Source organism: Microbacterium terrae, from assembly GCF_017831975.1.
In the GTDB taxonomy this organism is placed as follows: domain Bacteria; phylum Actinomycetota; class Actinomycetes; order Actinomycetales; family Microbacteriaceae; genus Microbacterium; species Microbacterium terrae.
This window is the reverse complement of the sequence record NZ_JAFDSS010000001.1, coordinates 1,762,969-1,783,814: the sequence shown is the minus strand read 5'-3', so window position 1 is coordinate 1,783,814 and position 20,846 is coordinate 1,762,969. Positions and strand designations below refer to the sequence as shown.

17 protein-coding genes are annotated in these 20,846 nt (G+C 68.8%); 15 read left to right on the top strand and 2 right to left on the bottom strand.

The genetic code is table 11. The features are described 5' to 3' along the window. Nucleotides 1–150: 150 nt before the first annotated feature. Both JOD63_RS08260 and JOD63_RS08255 read left to right on the top strand, forming a co-directional pair. Complete coding sequence (locus JOD63_RS08260; RefSeq protein ID WP_045275336.1) at nt 151–1,071, top strand: helix-turn-helix transcriptional regulator; 921 nt, start codon at nt 151–153, stop codon at nt 1,069–1,071. A 49-nt stretch (nt 1,072–1,120) separates the two neighbouring features. Beyond that, nucleotides 1,121–2,164, top strand: a complete 1,044-nt coding sequence (locus tag JOD63_RS08255; protein WP_211088077.1) for an alcohol dehydrogenase catalytic domain-containing protein — start codon at nt 1,121–1,123, stop codon at nt 2,162–2,164. 167 nt (nt 2,165–2,331) lie between these two features. On the opposite strand, the gene JOD63_RS08250 is transcribed toward JOD63_RS08255, so the two are convergent. Then, on the bottom strand, nt 2,332–3,288 hold the full coding sequence (locus JOD63_RS08250; protein ID WP_052682481.1) for a LacI family DNA-binding transcriptional regulator: 957 nt from the start codon (nt 3,286–3,288) through the stop codon (nt 2,332–2,334). A 134-nt stretch (nt 3,289–3,422) separates the two neighbouring features. Here JOD63_RS08250 and JOD63_RS08245 point away from each other — a divergent pair, with 134 nt between their 5' ends. From JOD63_RS08245 to JOD63_RS08190, 12 genes are all read left to right on the top strand, one after another. After that, the gene (locus JOD63_RS08245) at nt 3,423–4,868 is read left to right on the top strand and encodes an MFS transporter (protein WP_045275337.1); all 1,446 of its coding nucleotides are present in this window, start codon (nt 3,423–3,425) and stop codon (nt 4,866–4,868) included. Between the two features lie 68 nt (nt 4,869–4,936). After that, entirely contained in the window at nt 4,937–6,178 is a 1,242-nt protein-coding gene (locus tag JOD63_RS08240) for a glycoside hydrolase family 1 protein (RefSeq protein WP_045275338.1), read from the top strand. Between the two features lie 3 nt (nt 6,179–6,181). Further along, nucleotides 6,182–8,614 carry a glycoside hydrolase family 2 TIM barrel-domain containing protein gene (locus tag JOD63_RS08235; RefSeq protein WP_045275339.1) on the top strand — a complete coding sequence of 811 codons (2,433 nt, stop codon included), beginning with the start codon at nt 6,182–6,184 and terminating at the stop codon, nt 8,612–8,614. 17 nt (nt 8,615–8,631) lie between these two features. Continuing rightward, nucleotides 8,632–10,857, top strand: coding sequence for a glycoside hydrolase family 3 C-terminal domain-containing protein (locus JOD63_RS08230; protein WP_045275340.1), 2,226 nt, complete (start codon nt 8,632–8,634; stop codon nt 10,855–10,857). Continuing rightward, nucleotides 10,854–13,274 carry a hypothetical protein gene (locus tag JOD63_RS08225; RefSeq protein ID WP_052682482.1) on the top strand — a complete coding sequence of 807 codons (2,421 nt, stop codon included), beginning with the start codon at nt 10,854–10,856 and terminating at the stop codon, nt 13,272–13,274. The genes JOD63_RS08230 and JOD63_RS08225 overlap by 4 nt, the downstream gene beginning before the upstream one ends. A 91-nt stretch (nt 13,275–13,365) precedes the next feature. After that, nucleotides 13,366–14,373 (top strand): SDR family NAD(P)-dependent oxidoreductase, encoded by a 1,008-nt coding sequence (locus tag JOD63_RS08220; RefSeq protein WP_045275341.1) that lies wholly within the window; start codon nt 13,366–13,368, stop codon nt 14,371–14,373. 95 nt (nt 14,374–14,468) lie between these two features. Next, nucleotides 14,469–15,284, top strand: a complete 816-nt coding sequence (locus JOD63_RS08215) for a M23 family metallopeptidase (protein ID WP_045275342.1) — start codon at nt 14,469–14,471, stop codon at nt 15,282–15,284. A 133-nt stretch (nt 15,285–15,417) separates the two neighbouring features. Continuing rightward, complete coding sequence (locus JOD63_RS08210) at nt 15,418–16,335, top strand: ABC transporter ATP-binding protein (protein ID WP_045275389.1); 918 nt, start codon at nt 15,418–15,420, stop codon at nt 16,333–16,335. Continuing rightward, the gene (locus JOD63_RS08205) at nt 16,332–17,135 is read left to right on the top strand and encodes an ABC transporter permease (RefSeq protein ID WP_045275343.1); all 804 of its coding nucleotides are present in this window, start codon (nt 16,332–16,334) and stop codon (nt 17,133–17,135) included. Before JOD63_RS08210 ends, JOD63_RS08205 begins: the two co-directional genes overlap by 4 nt. An 89-nt stretch (nt 17,136–17,224) precedes the next feature. Continuing rightward, nucleotides 17,225–17,665, top strand: coding sequence for an alternative ribosome rescue aminoacyl-tRNA hydrolase ArfB (arfB, locus tag JOD63_RS08200; RefSeq protein ID WP_045275344.1), 441 nt, complete (start codon nt 17,225–17,227; stop codon nt 17,663–17,665). 77 nt (nt 17,666–17,742) lie between these two features. After that, nucleotides 17,743–18,669: a hypothetical protein gene (locus tag JOD63_RS08195; protein WP_045275345.1), complete on the top strand. Its 927-nt coding sequence runs from the start codon at nt 17,743–17,745 to the stop codon at nt 18,667–18,669. Between the two features lie 23 nt (nt 18,670–18,692). Continuing rightward, the gene (locus JOD63_RS08190; RefSeq protein WP_045275346.1) at nt 18,693–19,127 is read left to right on the top strand and encodes a DUF2809 domain-containing protein; all 435 of its coding nucleotides are present in this window, start codon (nt 18,693–18,695) and stop codon (nt 19,125–19,127) included. Nucleotides 19,128–19,167: 40 nt separating this feature from the next. On the opposite strand, the gene JOD63_RS08185 is transcribed toward JOD63_RS08190, so the two are convergent. Then, entirely contained in the window at nt 19,168–19,644 is a 477-nt protein-coding gene (locus tag JOD63_RS08185) for a GyrI-like domain-containing protein (protein ID WP_052682483.1), read from the bottom strand. 159 nt (nt 19,645–19,803) lie between these two features. On the opposite strand from JOD63_RS08185, the gene JOD63_RS08180 reads away from it, so the two are divergent. Beyond that, nucleotides 19,804–20,733 carry a L,D-transpeptidase gene (locus tag JOD63_RS08180; RefSeq protein ID WP_045275347.1) on the top strand — a complete coding sequence of 310 codons (930 nt, stop codon included), beginning with the start codon at nt 19,804–19,806 and terminating at the stop codon, nt 20,731–20,733. Nucleotides 20,734–20,846: the final 113 nt, after the last annotated feature.

The following is a 20,846-nucleotide window of genomic DNA, read 5'->3' as shown; positions in this document are numbered from 1 at the left end:
CATCTCGGGAATGACTGGCGGCGGGGAGTCACTGGTGAGGGGTGTACCCGTACAGCACCCCTGGCTCGCTGCGTTCCAGCTGGGTGCCCTGTGGTGGGGTGTACTCGGAGGGACTCCCTCACCGCGTCTGTGCGACCTAGCCTCGGTGGCATGGACAACAAGGATGAGGTGCGCGAGTTCCTCATGACACGTCGTGCTCGCGTCACCCCCGAGGATGCCGGGCTGACGGCGGGGTCGAACCGGCGTGTCGACGGACTGCGCCGAAGCGAGGTCGCCGCTCTCGCTGGGGTGAGCGTCGAGTACTACGCCAAGCTGGAGCGCGGCGCGATCGCGGGTGCGTCCGCGGCGGTGCTGGATGCGGTGTCCGACGCCTTGCAGCTCGATGACACCGAGCGCGCCCACCTGCTCGACCTCGCCCGGGCGGCGGACGGAATCCCGACCAGCGGTCGCTCACGGCGACGCGCCCCGCGGGCGTGGGCGCCCCGGCCGAGCCTGTCCTGGGCGCTGGAGGCGATCACGGACGCTGTCGCATTCGTGCGCGACCCCCGCCAGAATCTTCTCGCGGTGAACGAGCTCGGTCGGGCGTTCTACTCACCCGTGATCGGCGACGGCGGGCGGGCGCCGAACCTGGCGAGGTTCCAGTTCCTCGACCCCGCGGCGCGCGACTTCTATCCCGACTGGGAGCTCCTCGCGGGGATGTGCGTCGGGGTCATGCGCGCCGAGGCCGGCCGCGACCCGCACGACCGCGCGCTGCAGGAGCTGGTGGGGGAGCTGTCCACCCGGAGTGAGACGTTCCGGCGGCTCTGGGCGGCGCACGACGTGCGCACGCACGGCGCCGGCACCAAGCGTTTCCAGCATCCTGTCGTCGGCGAACTCACGCTGACATACGAGGAGCTCGCGCTGACGGCGGAGCCGGGCAACGTGCTGCTGATCTACACGGCGGAACCCGGGTCGCCGTCTGCGGAGCGTCTATGTCTGCTGGCGTCGTGGGCGGCCGAGCACCCCTCCGAAGCTGTGGACACGAGCGGCAGCGGATCGCCGGCGGGGCGGAGACCTGCGGGAGGCCGATAGATCTGCCCGAAATCATGAGCGATCACATACCGAACTGGAGAGAGACCCTATGAAGGCCACCATCATGTACGGCGCGGGAGACGTCCGCGTCGAGACCGTCGCAGATCCCGTCATCCAGCAGCCGACCGACGCCATCGTGCGCACAGTCCGCACCTGCGTGTGCGGTTCCGACCTGCACCCCTACCACTCGATGCCCACCCGTGAGCATGGCCAGAGCATGGGGCACGAGCTGCTCGGCGTCGTCGAAGAGACCGGCTCGGCCGTCACCACCGTGAAGAAGGGCGACCTCGTCATCGCGCCGTTCGCGTGGGCAGACAACACGTGCGCGATCTGCCAGGACGGGTTCCAGACCGCCTGCCCGCACGGCGGCTTCTACGCCACCCCTCAGACAGCGGGTCTTCAGGCCGAGCTCGCACGGATCCCGCTGGCAGACGGCAGCCTCGTGGAGGTGCCCGGGGTCACCGAGAAGGATGAGGCGGTCCTCCCGTCTCTGCTCACGTTGTCCGACGTGTACCTGACGGGCTACCACGCAGCGCACATGGCCCGCATCCGGCCCGGTCAGACCGTCACCGTCGTCGGCGACGGCGCCGTCGGTCTGTCCGCCGTGCTCGCCGCCAAGCAGCTGGGTGCGGAGCAGATCATCCTCATGGGCCGTCACACGGACCGCACCGACCTGGGTGTCGAGTGGGGCGCGACCGATGTCGTCGCCGAGCGTGGCGAGGAGGGCATCCAGAAGGTCCTCGACCTCACGGGCGGGTTCGGCTCGCACATCGTGCTCGAGGCCGTGGGCCTCATGCCCGCCTACGAGCAGTCCTATCGCGTCGCCCGCACCGGCGGCGTCATCTCGCGGGTCGGTGTGCCGCAGTACGAGAAGGCCGGTGTCGGGTTCGGGTCTCTGTTCGGCCGCAACCTCACACTCACGGGTGGCCCGGCGCCCGTGCGCGCATACATCGAGCAGACCATCCCGCTCGTGCTCGATGGCACGATCGAACCCGGCAAGGTGTTCGACCGCACCTACACGCTCGACGACGTGCCCACCGCCTACGCGGAGATGGACGCGCGCTCGACCCTGAAGGCTCTCGTGAGCGCCTGACGCCGGCGACACCTGCTGTCGGCCCGTCACGTACCCTCGGCGGGCGCCGCCCGCTTGCCGGATCGGACGACTATGAACTGATCGACCTGCGAAGTCCGGATGCAGTACGTCGCGGTCTCGGTCCACGGTGCGAGCGACCGGAGTGCGACCCGCAACCGGTGGGACGGTCAGATGGTCTCGCCGGCGATCAGAGACAGCACCGCCGGCGCCGCCGTCGGGCGAGGCGCGCCCGCGCCCAATGCCTGCAGAAGGCTCGCGGTGCCGGCACCGGCTGCAGCCACCATGTCGTACTCGATGGTGGTCAGACGAGGCACCGCAATTCGCGAGAGGTCGGTGCGATCCATGCCGATGAGTGCGAGGTCCCGAGGAACCTCGAGGCCCCGCACGCGGGCGGCGGCCAGCAGGGCCATGGCGACATCGTCGTTGTAGCAGGCGATCGCCACACCCGGCACGGCCAGCTCGCCCAATGAGGCGCTTGCACGATCCAGATCGATGCTCACATCCACGACCTGAACGTCGGGAAGTCCGTGCTCGCGGGCAACCTCGCGCAGTCCCTCCTCGCGGGCGAATCCGAACGGATCGTGCCGCTCGTCACGCAGGTGTGCATAGGCGAGTCTCGTGTGACCGCCTTCGACGAGCGCAGCTCCCTGCATGCGGCCGATGGCACGGTTGTAGTCCACCTGGGAGACGCTCGGGGGATCGATCGCGAGCACGTTGCGACGGTCGAGGACGGCTCGTTCGTCATCGGTGAACGGGGTCAGCGAGAACACCGCGGCGGGCTTCATCCCGGCGATCATCTTGTCGAGCGTGGAGGCCGCCGATCCCGCCATCCGCAGCACGAGGGTGTAGCCGTGGTCGGCGAGGGTGACCGTCATCTGCTCGAACAGGTCCTGCAGGTTGCCACCGAAGGTCGTGTGGGGGAGGAGCGCCACGACGAAGTCGCTCGATCCGCGACGGAGTGCGCGCCCGGCAGCCGACGGCTCGTATCCCAGCTCGGCGGCGGACGCGAAGACCTTCGCCGCCGTCTCCGGAGCGAAGCGCTCGGCGTACCCGTTGAGGACCTGGCTCACCGTGGCGCGCGAGACGCCGGCGTGCTTGGCCACGTCGGAGCTGGTCGCATTCACCAGGTGCTCCTCTCCATCGAAGAAATCCTACTCGCGTCCGCGAGGGTTGACACGTGATAACTCTACGTGGTCTACTGAGCATTGTCACGTGATAACGCGATCACGCAACATCCACCCCTCAACGGAGAGTGCACATGTCCGACACCCGAACCGGCACCGCCGGCACCGCCCAGCCGGGCGACGTCAACGTCGCTGTCGGCGCTGACCCGCAGACGGCGCTGCCGACCAGCCGTAAGCTTCCGCCGTTCTTCTCGCTGCGGTTCTCGACCCGAGGTTTCGCGCTCGCCGTGAACGTGGTCGTGATGCTGCAGCTCACGTTCTACGCCACCGACTTCGTCGGGCTTGCGCCGGCGCTGGTGGGGGGACTGTTCCTCGCGGCGAAGATCTTCGACGGGATCACCGACCTCGTCGCAGGCTTCGTCATCGACCGAACCAACACCCGCTGGGGCAAGGCACGCCCGTACGAGCTCTTCCTCATCCCACTGTGGCTGCTGACGATCGCCATCTTCTCGACGCCCGACATGGACGCGTTCTGGCAGGCGACATACCTGTTCGTGCTCTACGCGCTCATCAACTCCGTGTGCGCAACGTTCCTCAACGCGTCCGAGGCGGTGTACCTCAAGCGCTCGATCCGTGGCGAGGTGCAGTACGCCAAGGTGCTGTCCCGCCAGGGAGTCTTCATCATCCTCGTCGCCGCGATCGCGAGCATCATGCTTCCGCAGCTGATGGCATCGTGGGGCACCCAGCCCGGAGGCTGGACCCTGATCGCCGCGGTCTACGGCATCCCGCTCATGATCGTCGGCCTCATCCGTTTCTTCACCATCAAGGAGCTCCCGGAAGACGAGACCGACCACATGACCGAGGAACGTCTCGGCTTCAAGGGCACGGTGAAGGCCGTGTTCGAGAACAGGTTCGTCTTCATCTTCTCGGCGATCGTGCTTCTCGCCAACATCGTCATCGGAGCGAACGCGATCGTCGGGGCATACTTCTTCAAGTACATCCTCGGCGACCTCGGCCTGTTGTCGCTGGTGTCGCTCGGCGGCATCATCATCCCGCTGGTGTATCTGCTGTTCCCGCTCGCTGTGCGCACGATCGGCGCGATGAACTTCGTTCGCATCGGACTCGGCCTCGCCGCGATCGGCTACCTCATGGTGCTCGTTGCGCCGACATCCCTCCCGATGGTCGTGATCGGCCAGCTGCTCGGTTCCTTCACCACGGTCGTGACGATGCTCGTCGGCTTCTTCATGATTCAGGCGATGACCTACGGAGAGTGGAAGTCCGGCAAGCGGGTGGACGCCGTCACCAACTCGATCCAGGGCTTCGCCAGCAAGGTCGGCCAGGGCCTCGCGTCGGCGATCGTGGGAATCACCATGGGTGTGGTCGGCTACAACGGACTGCTCGATGCCCAGTCCGCCGAAGCCAACGGAGCGATCGTCAGCCTGTACTCGCTGATGCCGTTGATCGTGACGGTCGCCATGTTCGCCCTCAGCTACCTGTACAAAGTCGAGAAGCACCTGCCGGCCATTCAGGAGGACCTCGCGGCGGGCGTTCACTCCGACACCAGCACGATCAAGATCTGACCGTCCGGGCGGCAGGGGCATGCACCCTGCCGCCCGTCCTGACTCTCATACGTGAAAGCGAGTGGCGCATGACCTCCTTCCCCGACGGGTTCCTCTGGGGTGCTTCGACCGCACCCCACCAGATCGAGGGCAACAACACGAACAGCGATTGGTGGGCTCGCGAAGGCATGATGCCCGGCATGGAGCTCAGCGGCGATGCCGTCGACAGCTACCACCGGTACTCCGAAGACATCTCCCTCCTCGCCGAAGCAGGCCTGAACTCCTACCGCTTCGGCATCGAATGGGCGAGGATCGAGCCTCGCCAGGGCAGCTTCTCACGCGCTGAACTCGCCCACTACCGGCGAATGATCGACACCTGCCTTGCGGCCGGAGTCACGCCTGTCGTCACGCTGAACCATTTCAGCCTTCCGGCATGGTTCGCGCACGAAGGCGGCTGGGCTTCGCCCCACGCGGTCGACCGTTTCAGCGCCTACGTCGAGAAGGCCACGGAGATCCTCGACGGCGTTGAATGGATCGTCACCATCAACGAACCCAACATGCTGGCGATGATGACCATGGTCATGGAGGCCATGCGATCGGGAGCCAACCCCGACTGGCAGAGTCCGACGGTCGAGGCTGACTCCGACCGGGACCGCATCGCCGCCGCGCTGCCGGTGCCGACCGTCGGTCATGCCGCGCCATTGATCGCCGCACATCACGCAGCGCGCGACATTCTCCGCACGCGGACGTCGGCGAAGGTCGGGTGGTCGATCGCGAACGGCGCGTTCTATGCCGAGCCGGAAGACGAGCAGAAGCTCACCGAGGTGCGCTACTCCTACGAAGACGTCTACCTCGAAGCATCCCGCGGAGATGACTTCGTCGGGGTGCAGTCATACTCGGCGCAGCGGGTCGACCAGAACGGGCTCGTGCCCCACCCCGACCATCCTGACAACACGATGGTGGGCACGGCGTATCGCCCCGACTCTCTCGCGATCGCGGTCCGTCACGCCGCAGCCGTCTCCGGAGCACCCGTCCTGGTGACCGAGAACGGCATCGCCACTGCCGACGACGCGAGACGCGTCGCCTACACGGCAGAGGCGCTCACAGGCCTCGAAGCCGCCATGTGCGATGGGGTGGACGTCCGCGGGTACCTGCACTGGTCGCTGCTCGACAACTACGAGTGGGGGCACTGGGGCCCGACGTTCGGTCTCATCGCCGTCGACCGTGAGACGTTCGTGCGCACACCGAAGCCGAGTCTGGCCTGGCTGGGCGCTCTCGCCCGCAGCAACGGCGCTGAACTCCCCACCATCGCTGAGGAACTGCAGGTCTGAACCATGAGCACCACCCGATTCCACGAGGGATGGACTTTCACGCGCACGCCGGAGGGGGACGCCGTTCCGGTCGCGCTCCCGCACGACGCGATGATCGGAGAAGAGCGGGCGGCGGATGCTGCCACCGAGGGTCACGGTGGCTTCTTCCCCGGCGGCGGCTACCGGTACACCAAGACGTGGCGCGTTCCTGCCGATGCCGCCTCCACTCGATATTCGCTTCTGTTCGAAGGCGTTCAGGGAGACACCCGCGTCCTGCTCGACGGTCGCGAGGTCGCCGCCTGCCGCAATGGCTACCGCGAGTTCGCCGCCCCCCTCACCGGCGCCCGACCTGGCGCAGATGCTGTGATCGACGTGCTCGTCGACATGGTCGATGTGCCGACCGACCGGTGGTACAGCGGCGCCGGGATCTATCGCCCGGTGTGGCTCGAGGCGGTGGGGGCCGCGCAGATCGCCCACGACGGCCTCCGGATCGTCACCACTGCAGTCGGCGAGGATGCCGAGGTCGACGTGTTCATCGACGCAGATGGCATCGATGACCGTGGTGCGGTGGCGACCTTGGTGCTCTCGCTCGACGGCGTGGTCGTCGTGCAGGCGGAGACGCCGATCCTCGCGACCGGGCACGGAGAACTTCGGCTCACGGTGCCGGCCGCGCGACTGTGGTCCGCCGAATCGCCCACCCTGTACGACGTCACGGTGGCGCTCGTGTCCGATGGCGTGACATTGGATGAGCGATCCTTGCGAATCGGTCTGCGGACGATCGACATCGACCCGCAGCACGGCCTGCGCATCAACGGCCAGACCGTGCTGCTGCGCGGCGCGGCGGTGCACCATGACAACGGCATCCTCGGCGCCGCCACCTATGCCACCGCCGAACACCGGCGCGCTCGCGCGTTGAAGGATGCCGGGTACAACGCGATCCGCAGCGCCCACAACCCGCTGTCGCGGCATTTCCTCGACGCCTGCGACGAACTCGGCCTCTACGTCATGGATGAGCTCACCGACGTGTGGTTCGCACGCAAGACGGCCGGCGACGGTTCTGCCCGCTTCCGTGACGAGTGGCGCGAGGATGCCGACTCGATGATCGCCAAAGACCGCAACCGCCCCTCGGTGATCATGTATTCGATCGGCAACGAGATCGCCGAAGCCGCCACCGCCGAAGGCGCCGCACTGGCCCGCGACATCCACGCGTACGTTCACGACGCCGACCCGACCAGGCCCACCACGCTCGCGGTCAATCCGCTCCTGGCGATGATGTCGACGAAGGCGGCAGCAGCCAAGGCGAAGGCTGCAGCCAAGGGCGGAATCGACGAGAGCGGAGAGAGCGCCCCGCCCGAGCGAAAAGAGGCGACGAGTACGGCTGCGAACATGATCACCGCCAAACTGGGTCGGCTGATGGTCGGCGCCTCGCTGCTCCCCGCCGCAGACAAGGCGACTCGGGATGCCTTCGCCGCGGTCGACATCGCCGGATACAACTACGCCTACGCCAGCTACCCCGGCGCCCGCAAGCGCTACCCGGATCGGGTGATCGTCGGCACCGAGTCCATGCCCGCTGACCTCCCCGCGATCTGGAAGCGTGTCACGAAAGTTCCCGGTGTCATCGGCGACTTCAACTGGACCGGGTGGGACTACCTGGGAGAGGTCGGCCTCGGCTACTGGAGCTACGGAGACGAGGTCGGCGGCATCAGCAAGCCCTACCCCGGCATCCTCGCCGGCGCCGGCGTGTTCGACATCACCGGCAACCCCGGCGCCCTTCTGTACCTTGCCCAGGCCGTCTGGCACATCACCGACTCGCCCGGTATCGCGGTGCGGCCACTGGACAAGATGCAATGGCGCGCGAACAGAACCCCCTGGTTGTCGACCGACGCAGTGCCGAGTTGGTCGTGGGGCAATCTGCGCGGCACGGCCGAGATCGAGGTCTATTCGCACGGCGATCACGTCGAGCTTCTCCTCAACGGACGCTCGCTGGGACGCAAGCGCGCGGGCGCGAAGACGTCGTTCGTCGCTCGATTCCGAACCCCATACGAGGCCGGCGAGCTGACTGCCGTCGCCTTCCGCGACGGCGCCGAGATCGGCCGGTCCACCCTGCGCACAGCTTCTGCCGTGACGCTTCAGCTGCGTGCCGAGCAGTCTGCCGACGTCGACGAGCTGTCCTTCGTCCAGATCGCACTCGGCGACGCCGAGGGCACCGTCGACTCGGCGACGACCGACGTGATCACCGTGTCGATCGATGGGCCGGGCGAGCTCGCCGGCTTCGGAAGCGCCCGACCCGTCACCGAGGAGAGCTTCACAGGCGCGACGCACACGACGTTCCGCGGACGGGCGCTGGCGGCGATCCGACGCACCGCCGACGCCGGTGAGATCGTCGTGACCGCCCGCAGCGCGCAGCACGGCGATGCGACGGTCGTTCTCTCACCTGCATTCGCCCCAGTCCAGTGAGCCCGGAGGAGGTTCTGATGGTCACCACGCTCGAGGAGCAGGCGGCGCTCGGCAGCGGGGCATCCTTCTGGAAGACGAAGGCCGCATTCGGCCTTCCGGCACTCGTGCTCTCCGACGGTCCGCACGGTGTGCGTGCCCAGGACGCCGCCGTCGATCACGTCGGTATCGCGCCCAGTCAGCCCGCTACCTGCTTCCCGCCGGCAGCGGGACTATCCCAGTCGTGGGACCCCGAACTCGTCTCGCGTGTCGGTCAGGCTCTGGCAGCCGAGGCGCGGCACTACGGCGTCGGTGTGCTGCTCGGGCCCGGGATCAACATCAAGCGCGACCCGCGCGCAGGGCGCAACTTCGAGTACTTCTCCGAGGACCCGCATCTGACGGGAGCGCTCGGCGCGGCGTGGGTCGAGGGCCTGCAGTCGGGCGGTGTCGGTGCGTCCGTGAAGCACTTCGCCGCGAACAACTCCGAGACCGACCGGATGCGGTCCGACTCGGTGGTCGACCAGCGCACGCTGCGCGAGATCTACCTTCGCGGTTTCGAGAAGGTCGTCCGCGAGGCGAAGCCGTGGACCGTGATGGCCGCGTACAACCGGGTGAACGGCGAGTACGCCTGCGAGAACCGTTGGCTGCTGACGGACGTTCTGCGCACCGAGTGGGGGTTCGACGGGGTGGTCCTCAGTGACTGGGGCGCCGTCGACGATCGCGTCTCCTCAGTCGCTGCCGGCATGGATCTCGAGATGCCGGGAGGTCACCGAGTATCCGACCGCGCGGTGGTCGCGGCGGTCGAGGCCGGGGTGCTGGATGCCGCAGATGTCACGACGGCCGCTGCGAATGTGACCCGCCTGCTCGAGCGTTCACGGGACGCCTCGGCAACTCGTGTTCCAGCCGTAGAGTTCGACACTCATCACGCCCTGGCCCGTGAGACGGCCGCGCGCAGCATGGTGCTGCTCAAGAACGACGGTGATGTTCTTCCCGTGGCGCGAGAGGGACGCATCGCCGTGATCGGCGAGTTCGCCCAGGCCCCCCGTTTCCAGGGCGGAGGCAGCTCGCACGTGAATGCGATCCGCGTCGACATCCCGCTCGATGAGATCCGGGAGCTCGCACCCACAGCTGAACTCACGTTCGCCGCAGGCTTCGGCGAGTCGGGCGAGTCCGCCGCTCTGCGCGACGAGGCCGTCACCGCGGCAGGCAACTCGGACACGGCGATCGTCTTCCTCGGTCTTGCGGAGCACGACGAGTCCGAAGGCTTCGACCGCACCCACATCGACATCCCGGGCGACCAGGTCGAACTCCTCCGGGCTGTCGTGGCTGCCCAGCCTCGCACCGTGGTGGTTCTCAGCCATGGTGGCGTCATACGCCTGGCGGAGATCGAGCGGTTGGCTCCCGCGATCGTCGACGGTGCGCTGAGCGGCCAGGCGTTCGGCGGCGGTGTCGCCGACGTGCTCTTCGGCGTCGTGAACCCGTCGGGCCGCACCAGTGAGACCGTTCCGCAGCGTCTCGAAGACGTCCCGGCATTCCTGTCCTTCGCGGGGACCGGGTCCGAGGTGCGCTATACCGAAGGAGTCTTCGTCGGCTACCGGTGGTACGACGCGCGCGACCTGGACGTCACGTTCCCCTTCGGGCACGGCCTGTCCTACACATCCTTCGCCTACCGTGATCTCGCTCTCGACGTGATCGACGGAGGATTGCGTGTCAAAGTCATCGTCGACAACACCGGTGGTCAGGACGGACGCGAAGTCATCCAGGTATACGTCGGCAAGCGAGGATCCGGCGTTCCCCGTGCACCTCGTGAGCTGAAGGCCTTCGCGAACATCGCGATCGCCGCCGGTGCGTGCGAGACAGTCGTCTTCGACATCCCGCGTGCGGACCTCGCCTACTGGGATGAGACTGCCTCGGCATGGGTCGTCGAAGGCGGCGACTACGACGTATCCGTCGGGGCATCGAGTCGCGACATCCGCGTCACCGGTGGTGCGGAGCTCGTCGGCGATGACATGCCTCGCCCGCTGACCGAGCGATCGACGCTCGGAGAGTTGATGCAACATCCCGTCGCCGGCCCGATGATCGCCTCGATGGGCGCGCGCCAGGCCACACAAGGGGCGAGCAATGACGATGCGATGGGCAGTGACACCGCGATGATGATGGCGCAGATTCCGCTGAATCGCATGGTCGCGTTCAGCGGTGGGCAGATCGGTCCGGAGCAGATCGCCGGCCTGCTTGCGATGGCCAACGCGGGAGGGAGCGGAGAATGACCACCGAACAGACCCGGCCGACAGGTGCCGGCACGCCGATCGACCGTGCCGGGGTCGTCTCCCGGCACAAGCTGATCCTGAGCGCCGCCGACCCCGAGAACGTCGTCTCGATGGGCAACGGTGACTTCGCGTTCAACGCCGACCTCACCGGCATGCAGTCCTTCCCCGCGTTCCACGACCCCGTCGTCGGCCAGCGCGAGGGTCGCACCGTCGTCAACACGACGACGATGAGCTCGTGGGGCTGGCACTCGATGCCCAACCCTGCGGGCTACGTTCTGGGCGACGCGATGACGACGTACGAGACGGCTCGCGGCGCGGTCAGCTACCCCGACAAGCACGACATGATGGGCGCGATGACGGGAGCGGTGACCGATGAGTTCAAGCCCGGTGCCTGGCTGAACGCGAATCCGCAGCGTATCGACCTCGGCCGAATCGGCGTCGAACTTCGAAGCGAGGCGGGGTCGGACTGCGAGACCGACCCGCGGGTGCTGGGCGAGCCGCACCAAGAACTCGACCTGTGGACGGGCGTGCTCAGCAGCGAGTTCACCTACGCCGGCGAGCGGGCGCACGTCGAGACCGTCAGCGCAGCCGATGGCGCGACCGTCGCGTTCCGTGTCGACACCCGCCTTCTCGTGAACGGACGAGCGAGGATCGTGTTCCGGTTCCCGTACGCGAGCGACGGCTTCTTCGCGACCGACGACTGGTCGGCCGTCGACGCGCACCGCAGCGATCTGTCCGTCGAACCTGACGGCACCGCCCGCATTCGCAGAACCCTCGACGCGACGCGTTACGTCTGTGACATCGCCGTGTCTGACGGCTCGGTCGTCCGCGGGGACTCCGCTCACCACTTCGTGATCGAGACGTCGGCAGAGCGGATCGACGTCGTGGTCCGCTTCTCACCCACCGCCGACGCTGAGCCGCTGCCGTCGTTCGACGATCTCCGCGCGACGAGCGTGGCGTCCTGGGAGGAGTTCTGGCTCAGCGGTGCGGCGATCGATCTGTCGCGCAGCACCGACCCGCGCGCCCACGAACTCGAGCGTCGGGTCGTCTTGTCGCAGTACCTCACCCGCGTCCACTCGGCCGGCCACCTGCCTCCCGCCGAGACCGGCCTGGTCACCAACTCGTGGCAGGGCAAGTTCCACCTCGAGATGCACCTCTGGCACGGTGCGCACTTCGCGTCGTGGGGGCGCCCCGGCCTGCTGGAACGCAGCCTCGCCTGGTATCCGACCATCCTCGACCAGGCGCGGGCCACGGCCGAGCGTCAGAACTATCCCGGCGCACGGTGGCCGAAGCAGACCGGACCCGAAGGCGAGGAATCGCCGAGCGACATCGGGTCGCTGCTCGCCTGGCAGCAGCCCCATATCCTCCACATGCTCGAGTCGGTGTGGAGCGCGTCCTCGGCCGCAGACCGGCAGCGACTGCTCCTCGAGTTCTCGGAGGTGGTCTCTGAGACCGCGACGTTCATGGCCGCGTACGCGGAAGAGCGCGATGGCGTCTTCCACCTCGGGTCGCCCATCATGCCGGCGCAGGAGTTCTACGATCCGCGCGCGACGACAGACCCGACGTTCGAGCTGGCGTACTGGTGGTGGGGCCTCGAGATCGCGCAGCGGTGGCGCGAACGCACCGGCCTCGCCCGAAACGAGGACTGGAGCCGCGTCCAGGAGGGACTCGACGCACCATTCGTGGATGGGGGCCGCTATGCCGCCGTCGCGACGCGGGAACCGCTCCGTCGCGACGACCACCCATCCCTGCTGATGGCGTACGGTGTCGTCCCTTCCACTCCGCTCATCGATCCAGTCATCATGCGCGAGACGTTGACCGACGTCTGGCGCTCGTGGGACTGGCCTACGGCGTGGGGATGGGACTTCCCGGTGATGGCGATGACGGCCGCGCGCTTGGATGAACCGGCGCTCGCCCTCGACGCGCTTCTGCGGCCCGAGGGCAAGAACCGATACACGGCGGTGGGCCACAACCCGCAGATGGGGAGCATGCTTCCGCTCTACCTCCCCGGCAACGGTGGCCTGCTCCTCGCCGTAGCCGTGCTGGCCGAGACAGGTTGCTTCGATGCCCCTGGCTGGCACGCCGCACTCGAAGGCTTCGTCCCCTCCGCTCAGGGATCCGGATACGACGCCCGTCGCACGCGCGTCGAACCTCCGCGGGAACCCGACGCTCCCGAGGCGCCGCTCCCGCTGTCGGCTGAGTCGACGATCGGCGAATGGCTCGATCACCCGGTCGGAGCCGTGATCCTCGGAGATCTGCTGTCGCGAATGGGAGCCGCCTCGTCGAGCCTGGTTCCGCTGCGCGGAGCTCCTCTCACGCAACTGGTCGCGATCAGCAACGGCGCAATTCCCGAGTCGGTGATCGAGGGCTTGGCCGCCGCGGCGAACGCCGGGGCCGGGGTCGAAGTCTCGCCCTGAGCCCGGTCTCTGACCGGACCTCGCACGACCAGCCGCACAAACCATCGGCGTCGCCCCACCGCGGTGCCTCCCACGTCCCGAAAGGACAGAAATGACTGAGCAGATCAACCCGATCGACGCTGAGAGCACGATCGCGGAGTGGATGGGGCATCCGGTGGGTGCGCGTGTCATCGCCGGCATCGCGGCTCAGGGCGGAATCTCCGACGGCGCGCTCCGGCTCGCGCGCAACATTCCGCTGAGCCGATTCCTCGGCGCGGGCGGCCCGCTGCCCGAGGGGATGATCGACAATCTCGTCGCACAGGCCAACGGGGGTGCAGCACCTCAGGGCGTATCCCACGCGTCATGGACCGAAGTCGTCACCCCGGGTCGATTCGATGGCCAGACCGTCATCGTGACCGGCGCGGCGTCCGGGATCGGGCGCGCCGTCGCCTCGCGCATCGCACGTGAAGGCGGCCGAGTCGTCGCGGTCGATCTGTCGGAGGACCGGTTGACTGAGTTCGCGGCCGGCATGCCCGAGGCCGACATCGTCCCCGTCGCCGGAGACATCACCGCCGCCGAGAGCATCGATCGCATCATCGCCGCGGCAGGCGCACGCATCGACGGCCTGGCGAACGTAGCAGGGCTGTTGGACGACTTCAGCCCCATCCACGAGGTGTCCGACGAGACGCTCGAGCGGGTTTTCAACGTCAACGTGTTCGGCCTCATCAAACTCACTCGCGCCGTGGTTCCTTTCATGATCAGCCAGAAGCAAGGATCGATCGTGAACATCGCATCCGAAGCGGCACTGCGAGGTTCGTCTGCAGGGCTCGCCTACACCGCGTCGAAGAATGCCGTCGTCGGCGTCACCAAGAACACCGCATACATGTACGAGCAGCACAACATCCGGGTCAACGCGGTCGCCCCCGGCGGCACGCTCACCGGCATGCGTCCCGGCAGGGTGAGCCCATTCGGTCAGGCCCGCCTCGATGAGCACATCGCCGACGCCCCTCTCGCCCTGCCCGAGGCTCTCGCCGCGTCGATCACCTTCCTGCTCAGCCGCGATGGGGTGAACATCAACGGCGCGGTGCTCCCCAGCGACGGAGGCGAATCCGTCTACTGAGGTGGCGGCGGAGTCCGCATCCTCGATTTGCATCACCGTGGCCTTCGCCGCGCTCTTCTCAGTGACACCGCACCCGTGCGATGGGAGGAGCAGCCATGTCCGAATACCAACGGCCGGTCGTGCCGACCGGCCTGTCGACGTTCGATGCGCACACGCGGCGCCGCCCGCCGTCGAAAGAGGCGGGCGTCGACTACTACTGCCCGATGGGCACTCCGATCCTCGCGGCCGCCGACGGCTTCGTGGTCGAGATCGGCGGGTGCACGGAGCCCGCCACCGGACGCTACCTCACCATCGACCTCGATGACGGCCTTCGGGTGCGGTATCTCCACCTGTCACGGTGGGCCAAGAACCGCGGCGACCGGGTGCAGCGTGGCGACGTCGTCGCCTACTCCGGCGCATCCGGTTACGGGTCGGAGTTCTTCGGTGCGGCGTCGCTCGAGACCATTCCGTGGAACACCGGTGGTCCGCACGTGCACACCACACTCTGGCCGACACATCGCTACAGATTCGGCGCCGACGCCGGAACGCTCGACATCGAGCGGTACGTCGGCGGAGTCGATGCGCGATTATCCCCGGAAGAACCCGAGACATCCCAGGAGGACGACATGATCTTCGTCGAGGACACCCAAGGCAACCGCGGGCGGGCGATCGTCGTCGGCGGCAAGTGGATTCCGCTCGCGAACGCCGACGAACTGTCCGAGGCGTCGAAGCGGGCGAGCGAGAAGTGGTACATCGAGACCGCCGAGTTCGACCTGTGGAAGAACCTGTTCGGTCGCGGCGACCGGACGCTCGTCTCCGCGATCACCGACGCCGCAGACGACGGGGCGAGCGCCGCCGACATCGCCCAGGCGCTGAAATCGAAGCTCGCCGCAGCCGTCGTCGCGGAGCTGGTCAGACACCTCGAGCCCTGACCGCGCGCGAGTCGCCTCCGGCAAGGGACGCCGCGGCGTCGCGCGGACGGCGCTGCACCCGTACTCGCGGCCGAGGGAATGTCATCCTTGCGACGGATGCGGCGGGCGACGCGGCATCCGTAGCGTGGAGCGCATGATCGTTGCAGAACAGCTCACCAAGCGCTACGGAGACAAGACCGCGGTCTCGCAGGTCTCGTTCACGGTGCAGCCGGGGAAGGTCACCGGGTTCCTGGGGCCCAACGGCGCCGGCAAGTCCACCACGATGCGCATGATCGTCGGCCTCGACCGGCCGACGGCCGGCACCGTGACGGTGAACGGCCGGCCCTACGCCGACCTGCGTGCGCCGCTCACCGAGGTGGGCGTGCTGCTCGACGCGAAGGCGGTGCACACCGGCCGCTCCGCGCGCAACCACCTGCGTGCGATGGCCGCCACCCACGGCATCGGCCGCGGGCGTGTCGACGAGGTGATCGAGCTGACGGGCATCGGCTCGGTAGCCGGCAAGCGCGCCGGCAAGTTCTCGCTCGGCATGGGGCAGCGCCTCGGCATCGCGGCCGCACTGCTCGGCGACCCGCAGACGCTCATCCTCGACGAGCCGGTCAACGGGCTCGACCCCGAAGGCGTCCGGTGGGTTCGCCAGTTCGTGCGCCACCTCGCGTCGGAGGGGCGCACCGTGCTTCTGTCGAGCCACTTGATGAGCGAGATGGCGCAGACCGCCGACCATGTGATCGTGGTCGGTCGAGGTCAGGTGCTCGCCGACGCCGAGCTGTCGCACCTGGTGCGCAGCTGGACCACCAACACCGTCGCCGTGCGCTCGCCGCGACTGACAGAGCTGGTGGCGGCCATCACCGCTCCCGGCCCCGAGTTCACCGTCACGGTCACCGAACCGGGCGCCGCCGAGATCACCGGCATCACCGCCGCGTCGCTCGGCGACCTCGCCGCGTCGCTGGGTATCCCCGTCCACGAACTGACCTCGCGCACGGGCTCGCTCGAAGAGGCCTACCTCGCCCTCACCGGCGAAGCGGTCGAGTACAAGTCGAAGGAGATCGCATGACCACGCTCACCGCACAGCCGGCCGCACGCACACGAGCGGCCTCGTCGTACCGGCTGACCTTCGGCCACCTGCTGCGCAGCGAGGCGATCAAGATCGCGACCGTGCGCTCGACCTGGTGGTCGCTCGGGGTCGCGGCGCTGCTCTCGGTCGGCATCTCGATGATGATCGCGAGCGCCTCGTCGAGCTTCGGCCCCGGCTTCCCGGCCGTCAGCGCCATCCTGTCGCCGACGCAGTTCACCATGCTCGTCGCGGGCATCCTCGGGGCGATCGTGATCACCGGCGAGTACTCGACGGGCATGATCCGCTCCACCCTCGCCGCGGAGCCGCGCCGTGGCAGGGTGGTGCTCGCGAAGGCTGTCGTTCTCGCGCTGGTCATGGCGGTCACCACCATCGTGACCTACGCGATCGCGATCGCCGCGACGGCGCCCTTCCTCACCGAGGGGATCGACTGGTCCGACAGCGCCCAGTCGATCGTCCCGCTCGCGTACGGCGTGCTGTCGATGGTCGTGTTCACGCTGCTCGGACTCGGCTTCGGGTTCATCATCCGCAACGGCGCCGGCGCGATCGCGGCGACGGTGGGCGTGCTGTTCGTGCTGCCGATCGTGTTCAGCCTGTTCTCCATGGCGGGCGAAGCCTGGCAGTGGATCGTCGACCTCGGCGCGTATCTGCCGATGAACGCGGCATCCGCCTTGACCACACCCGGTGCGGAGGAGTTCCTCCCGTCGCTGCTCGCGCTCGCCGGGTGGGTCGTCGTGCCGCTCGTGCTCGGCTGGGGAGTGCTCCGCACGCGCGACGCCTGACGCGGGTCGAGACCGGATCGGCCCCGAGGCGCGCGATCTCCTGCGCCGCCTCGGGGCCGATAGGCCGACGCCGAGAGGATGATGGAGGCATGCCTGCCGCCCATCGCCCCGGACTCGCGGTCGGCTCGGCGCTCACGATCCCCGAGTCCGAGCTGTCGTGGCGTTTCTCGCGCTCATCGGGGCCGGGCGGGCAGGGCGTGAACACCGCCGACTCGCGCGTCGAACTGCTGTGGGATGCCGCGAACTCCGCGGCCCTCTCGCCGGTGCAGCGCGACCGCATCCTCACGAGGCTCTCGGGCCGGCTCGTCGACGGCGTGCTGACGATCACCGCATCCGAGCATCGGGCGCAGCTGCGCAACCGCGATGCCGCGCGCGACCGGCTGGCGGCGCTCCTCGCCGACGCGCTCCGACCGCCCGCAGCGGTGCGGCGCGCGACCAAGCCGAGCCGAGGCGCGAAGGAGCGTCGGCTGAAGGCGAAGAAGCAGCGGACCGACGTGAAGAACCTGCGGAGGCGACCGGATGCCCCGTAGGGGTGGCCTGTGGAGTCGCCGCCCGTCAGAATGTGGGTGATCGGCGCCGAGTGCGCGTCCGGTGGAGAGGTGAGCGGATGTCGACGACGCACGCACCGGATTCGGCCGCGGCACCTGCACCCGACGAGGCCGGCGGTCCGCCTCCACGCCGCCCCATCGCGCGGCGCGTGGTGCTGTGGTCGACGGGCATCGTGATCGCGGGTCTCGTGATCGGGGGCTCGCTGCTATTCTCCTGGATGGTCGACGAGACGCACTTCGAACGACCGAGCGCGGAGTTCGACGCCCTCACGGCCGAGGTCGCCGCGGTGCCGGGTGTCAGCGCGGTCGATTCTTCGCGGTGGGTCGAGGCGCCCCTGTTCGCCCCGCCGTCGTCGTGGATCGGCGTCGGCGTCGACGATGACCGGCTCCCCGGGCTGCTCGACCTCGCATGCAAGGCACATCATCCCGAGGCCGTGATGTGGTCGATCCAGGCGTCGACGGATGCCGGGGCCACCATCTCGCTGAACGGCGCGACTCCCGCCGGCGACGGCACGACGGACGGATGCCCCGAGTTCGGGTTCGACGCGGTGCCGTTGGTCGCTGAACTCGATCGGCTCGCTCCGGGGCTCGACGTGCAGCCGGGCGTCTGGGAGGACGGGATGCTCGCCCTCGTCGCGCTCGAGGCGCCGACCAGCGACCTCGCGCCGGTGCTGCCGCTCATCGCGCACTCCGACGAGCTGCTCGCGGCGGCGGGGCTCCGTCCCGACAGCCGCGTCGAGATCAACGCGCCCGCGGTCGGCGTCGAGGTGCAGCCGGGCGAGAGCGCCGCCACCGTCGCCCTGCTGACGACGCTCGCCGAGGACTTCGACGCGACGAGCATCTGGGTGAGCGAACCCGGCGATCAGACGGACGGGGTCGCGCGCATCCACATCGTGGCTCCCGGCGCGCACGCCGGGATCGAACAGGCGATCGCGCAATCGGGGCTGCACTTCGCCGACTTCGAGGTGGCGTTCATCGAACAGTGAGGGCCCTCGGGCAGACTGGCAGGATGACTGCGGAGGCCGGCGACCACGAGGCATCCGCGTCCGCAGTGCGACGCCCAGCCCGGCGCCGACCCCGCGCCCTCGCGCTCCTCGCAGCGGTGGTCGCCTGCGGTCTGGGCGTGCACGCGCTTCTCGCCGACACCGCGGCGACCGATATCTCGGGCGACGCGCTCTACGCGGCCGCGGCGTATCTCGCCGTGGTGCTGGTCGCACCCCATTGGTCGCCGTTCGTCGTGGCTGGTGTGGCGGGCGCGTGGTGCGTGGCCGTGGAACTGTTCCAGCTCACCGGCATCCCGATCGCCCTCGGCGCGGTGTTCCCGCCCGCGATGCTGGTGCTCGGCACGGTCTTCGACGCGCGCGACCTGCTCGTGTACGTGGTCGCGGTGGCGGCGTGCGCGGCGATCGACACCGCACTCGCGCGCATCCGCTCCCGGCGCTGACGCGCGTTCACCGAAGCTCGACGGCTGACCGCTGGATCGGTCAGCCCCGTTCGACGGGCGCCTGCAGCTCGGTCACCCAGTCCGGTCCGGGCTCGGGGTCACCCGCTTCGAGGTACACCTCGCGGCACGGGCCGACGATGCGGTAGCCGTCGGCCGCCACGCCCTCCATGAGCCGGCCCCACGAGTCCCCGATCCCCGTCATGTCGCCCGCGTGCACGAGCACCGCCATCGTGTCGACCGCGGGCAGCGTGACGACCTCGTAGCCGTCGCCCGGCACGGGCGGGTCTTCGGCACGGAACGAGACGTGCACCGTCAGCTCGGGGGAGTCGTCGTGCGGTTCGTACCAGAAGATGCCGGGCTCGAGCAGCGGCCTGCCTGCATCGATCAGGGCCTCGTTGAAGGCGGGCATCACCGTCGCGATCGCCGGTCCCACGTTGTCGGGACCGGGTCCGGGCGCATCGATGCGGGCCGCGTACACGGTCACGGGCTCCACCCGGCGGTAGGAGATCTGCCTCATGCGCGTGTCCTCTCGACGCCGACACCCTCACGTTTCTCCATCCCGGCGTCGCCGTCAAGACACCTCGTCGAACGACGGGCGGCGCAGAAAGCCCGTGCGACGCCGCGCTGACGGATGCCGCGGGTTGCGGCACGTGCGGCCGACGCCGACGATGGAGGAATGGCGGATGCCGGGGGCACAGGGCGCGCGCGACCACGCAGGGCGATCGCGATCGGCGCCCTCGCCGCGGTGGTCATCGGGGTGTTCGTCGCGCTCGCCGTCTCGTACGCGGAGCGCGGCGAGCCGGCGGCATCCGCTCCCACGCCGACCGAGACGGGCGCGGCGACGGCGACGCCTGCCGAGCCGACGCCCACGCCGACCCCGACGCCGACCGGCTACCCCGCGAACACCACGTCGTACGACGTGACGACGCTGCCGCGGGTGACCGTGTTCTCCGTGATCCCCGAGCTTCCTGTCGACGACGATCCGTTCGCCGCGGCATCCGGACTCACCGCGCTCGCCGGCGCCGCCGGGGCGCCGGTGTTCGCCGACCCGACGGGTGAGCCGGTGGCCTACGTTCCCCGCGAATACTCGTACGGCGGCACCACCCTGCCCATCGTCGAGAAGCAGGACGACTGGGTCGAAGTGCTCCTCACCGGCCGCCAGGCCGTGCCGTCGCAGGGCGACCCGGCGCAGGTGACGGGCTGGCTGCGCGTCGCCGACGTCGAGATCGCGCCGATCGATGTCGAAGTGCTCGTCGACATCTCGGACCGCACCGTCGACATCGTGCGCGGTGGGGTGGCCGAGAGGATCGCCACCGACTTCGCGTGGGGCACCGAAGACACGCCGACGCCGATGGGGCGGGCGTTCATCATGATGACGCGCGTGGTGCCCGAGTACTGGTACACGCGCGGCAACCCGATCGTCTATCTGTCGGTGCAGTCGCCCACGCTCGATGGGTTCGCCGGAGCGAACGTCGCCGTGACGGCGTTCCACTATCACGACGACCGGACGGGGCCGATCTCGAACGGATGCATCCGCCTCGGCCCCGAGCCGATCGCAGCGCTCGCCGAGCTGCCCGAGGGCACGCCGGTGACGATCGCGCCGTAGCGGCGGTGGGACGGCGCCGCGCCGGTCGGCGCGCACGATCGGGGCGCCCGCTCGGAGCCGGCGCGATAGCGCGCAGCGGGGGAGCGGCGCGCCCGGTTCTCGCCCCGCGCGCG

Bases quoted from the DNA above. Each gene is read 5' to 3' on its own strand.
- JOD63_RS08260 (WP_045275336.1), top strand. From the start codon at position 151: ATGGACAACAAGGATGAGGTGCGCGAGTTCCTCATGACACGTCGTGCT.
- JOD63_RS08255 (WP_211088077.1), top strand. From the start codon at position 1,121: ATGAAGGCCACCATCATGTACGGCGCGGGAGACGTCCGCGTCGAGACC.
- JOD63_RS08245 (WP_045275337.1), top strand. From the start codon at position 3,423: ATGTCCGACACCCGAACCGGCACCGCCGGCACCGCCCAGCCGGGCGAC.
- JOD63_RS08240 (WP_045275338.1), top strand. From the start codon at position 4,937: ATGACCTCCTTCCCCGACGGGTTCCTCTGGGGTGCTTCGACCGCACCC.
- JOD63_RS08235 (WP_045275339.1), top strand. From the start codon at position 6,182: ATGAGCACCACCCGATTCCACGAGGGATGGACTTTCACGCGCACGCCG.
- JOD63_RS08230 (WP_045275340.1), top strand. From the start codon at position 8,632: ATGGTCACCACGCTCGAGGAGCAGGCGGCGCTCGGCAGCGGGGCATCC.
- JOD63_RS08225 (WP_052682482.1), top strand. From the start codon at position 10,854: ATGACCACCGAACAGACCCGGCCGACAGGTGCCGGCACGCCGATCGAC.
- JOD63_RS08220 (WP_045275341.1), top strand. From the start codon at position 13,366: ATGACTGAGCAGATCAACCCGATCGACGCTGAGAGCACGATCGCGGAG.
- JOD63_RS08215 (WP_045275342.1), top strand. From the start codon at position 14,469: ATGTCCGAATACCAACGGCCGGTCGTGCCGACCGGCCTGTCGACGTTC.
- JOD63_RS08210 (WP_045275389.1), top strand. From the start codon at position 15,418: ATGATCGTTGCAGAACAGCTCACCAAGCGCTACGGAGACAAGACCGCG.
- JOD63_RS08205 (WP_045275343.1), top strand. From the start codon at position 16,332: ATGACCACGCTCACCGCACAGCCGGCCGCACGCACACGAGCGGCCTCG.
- arfB (WP_045275344.1), top strand. From the start codon at position 17,225: ATGCCTGCCGCCCATCGCCCCGGACTCGCGGTCGGCTCGGCGCTCACG.
- JOD63_RS08195 (WP_045275345.1), top strand. From the start codon at position 17,743: ATGTCGACGACGCACGCACCGGATTCGGCCGCGGCACCTGCACCCGAC.
- JOD63_RS08190 (WP_045275346.1), top strand. From the start codon at position 18,693: ATGACTGCGGAGGCCGGCGACCACGAGGCATCCGCGTCCGCAGTGCGA.
- JOD63_RS08185 (WP_052682483.1), bottom strand. From the start codon at position 19,644: ATGAGGCAGATCTCCTACCGCCGGGTGGAGCCCGTGACCGTGTACGCG.
- JOD63_RS08180 (WP_045275347.1), top strand. From the start codon at position 19,804: ATGGCGGATGCCGGGGGCACAGGGCGCGCGCGACCACGCAGGGCGATC.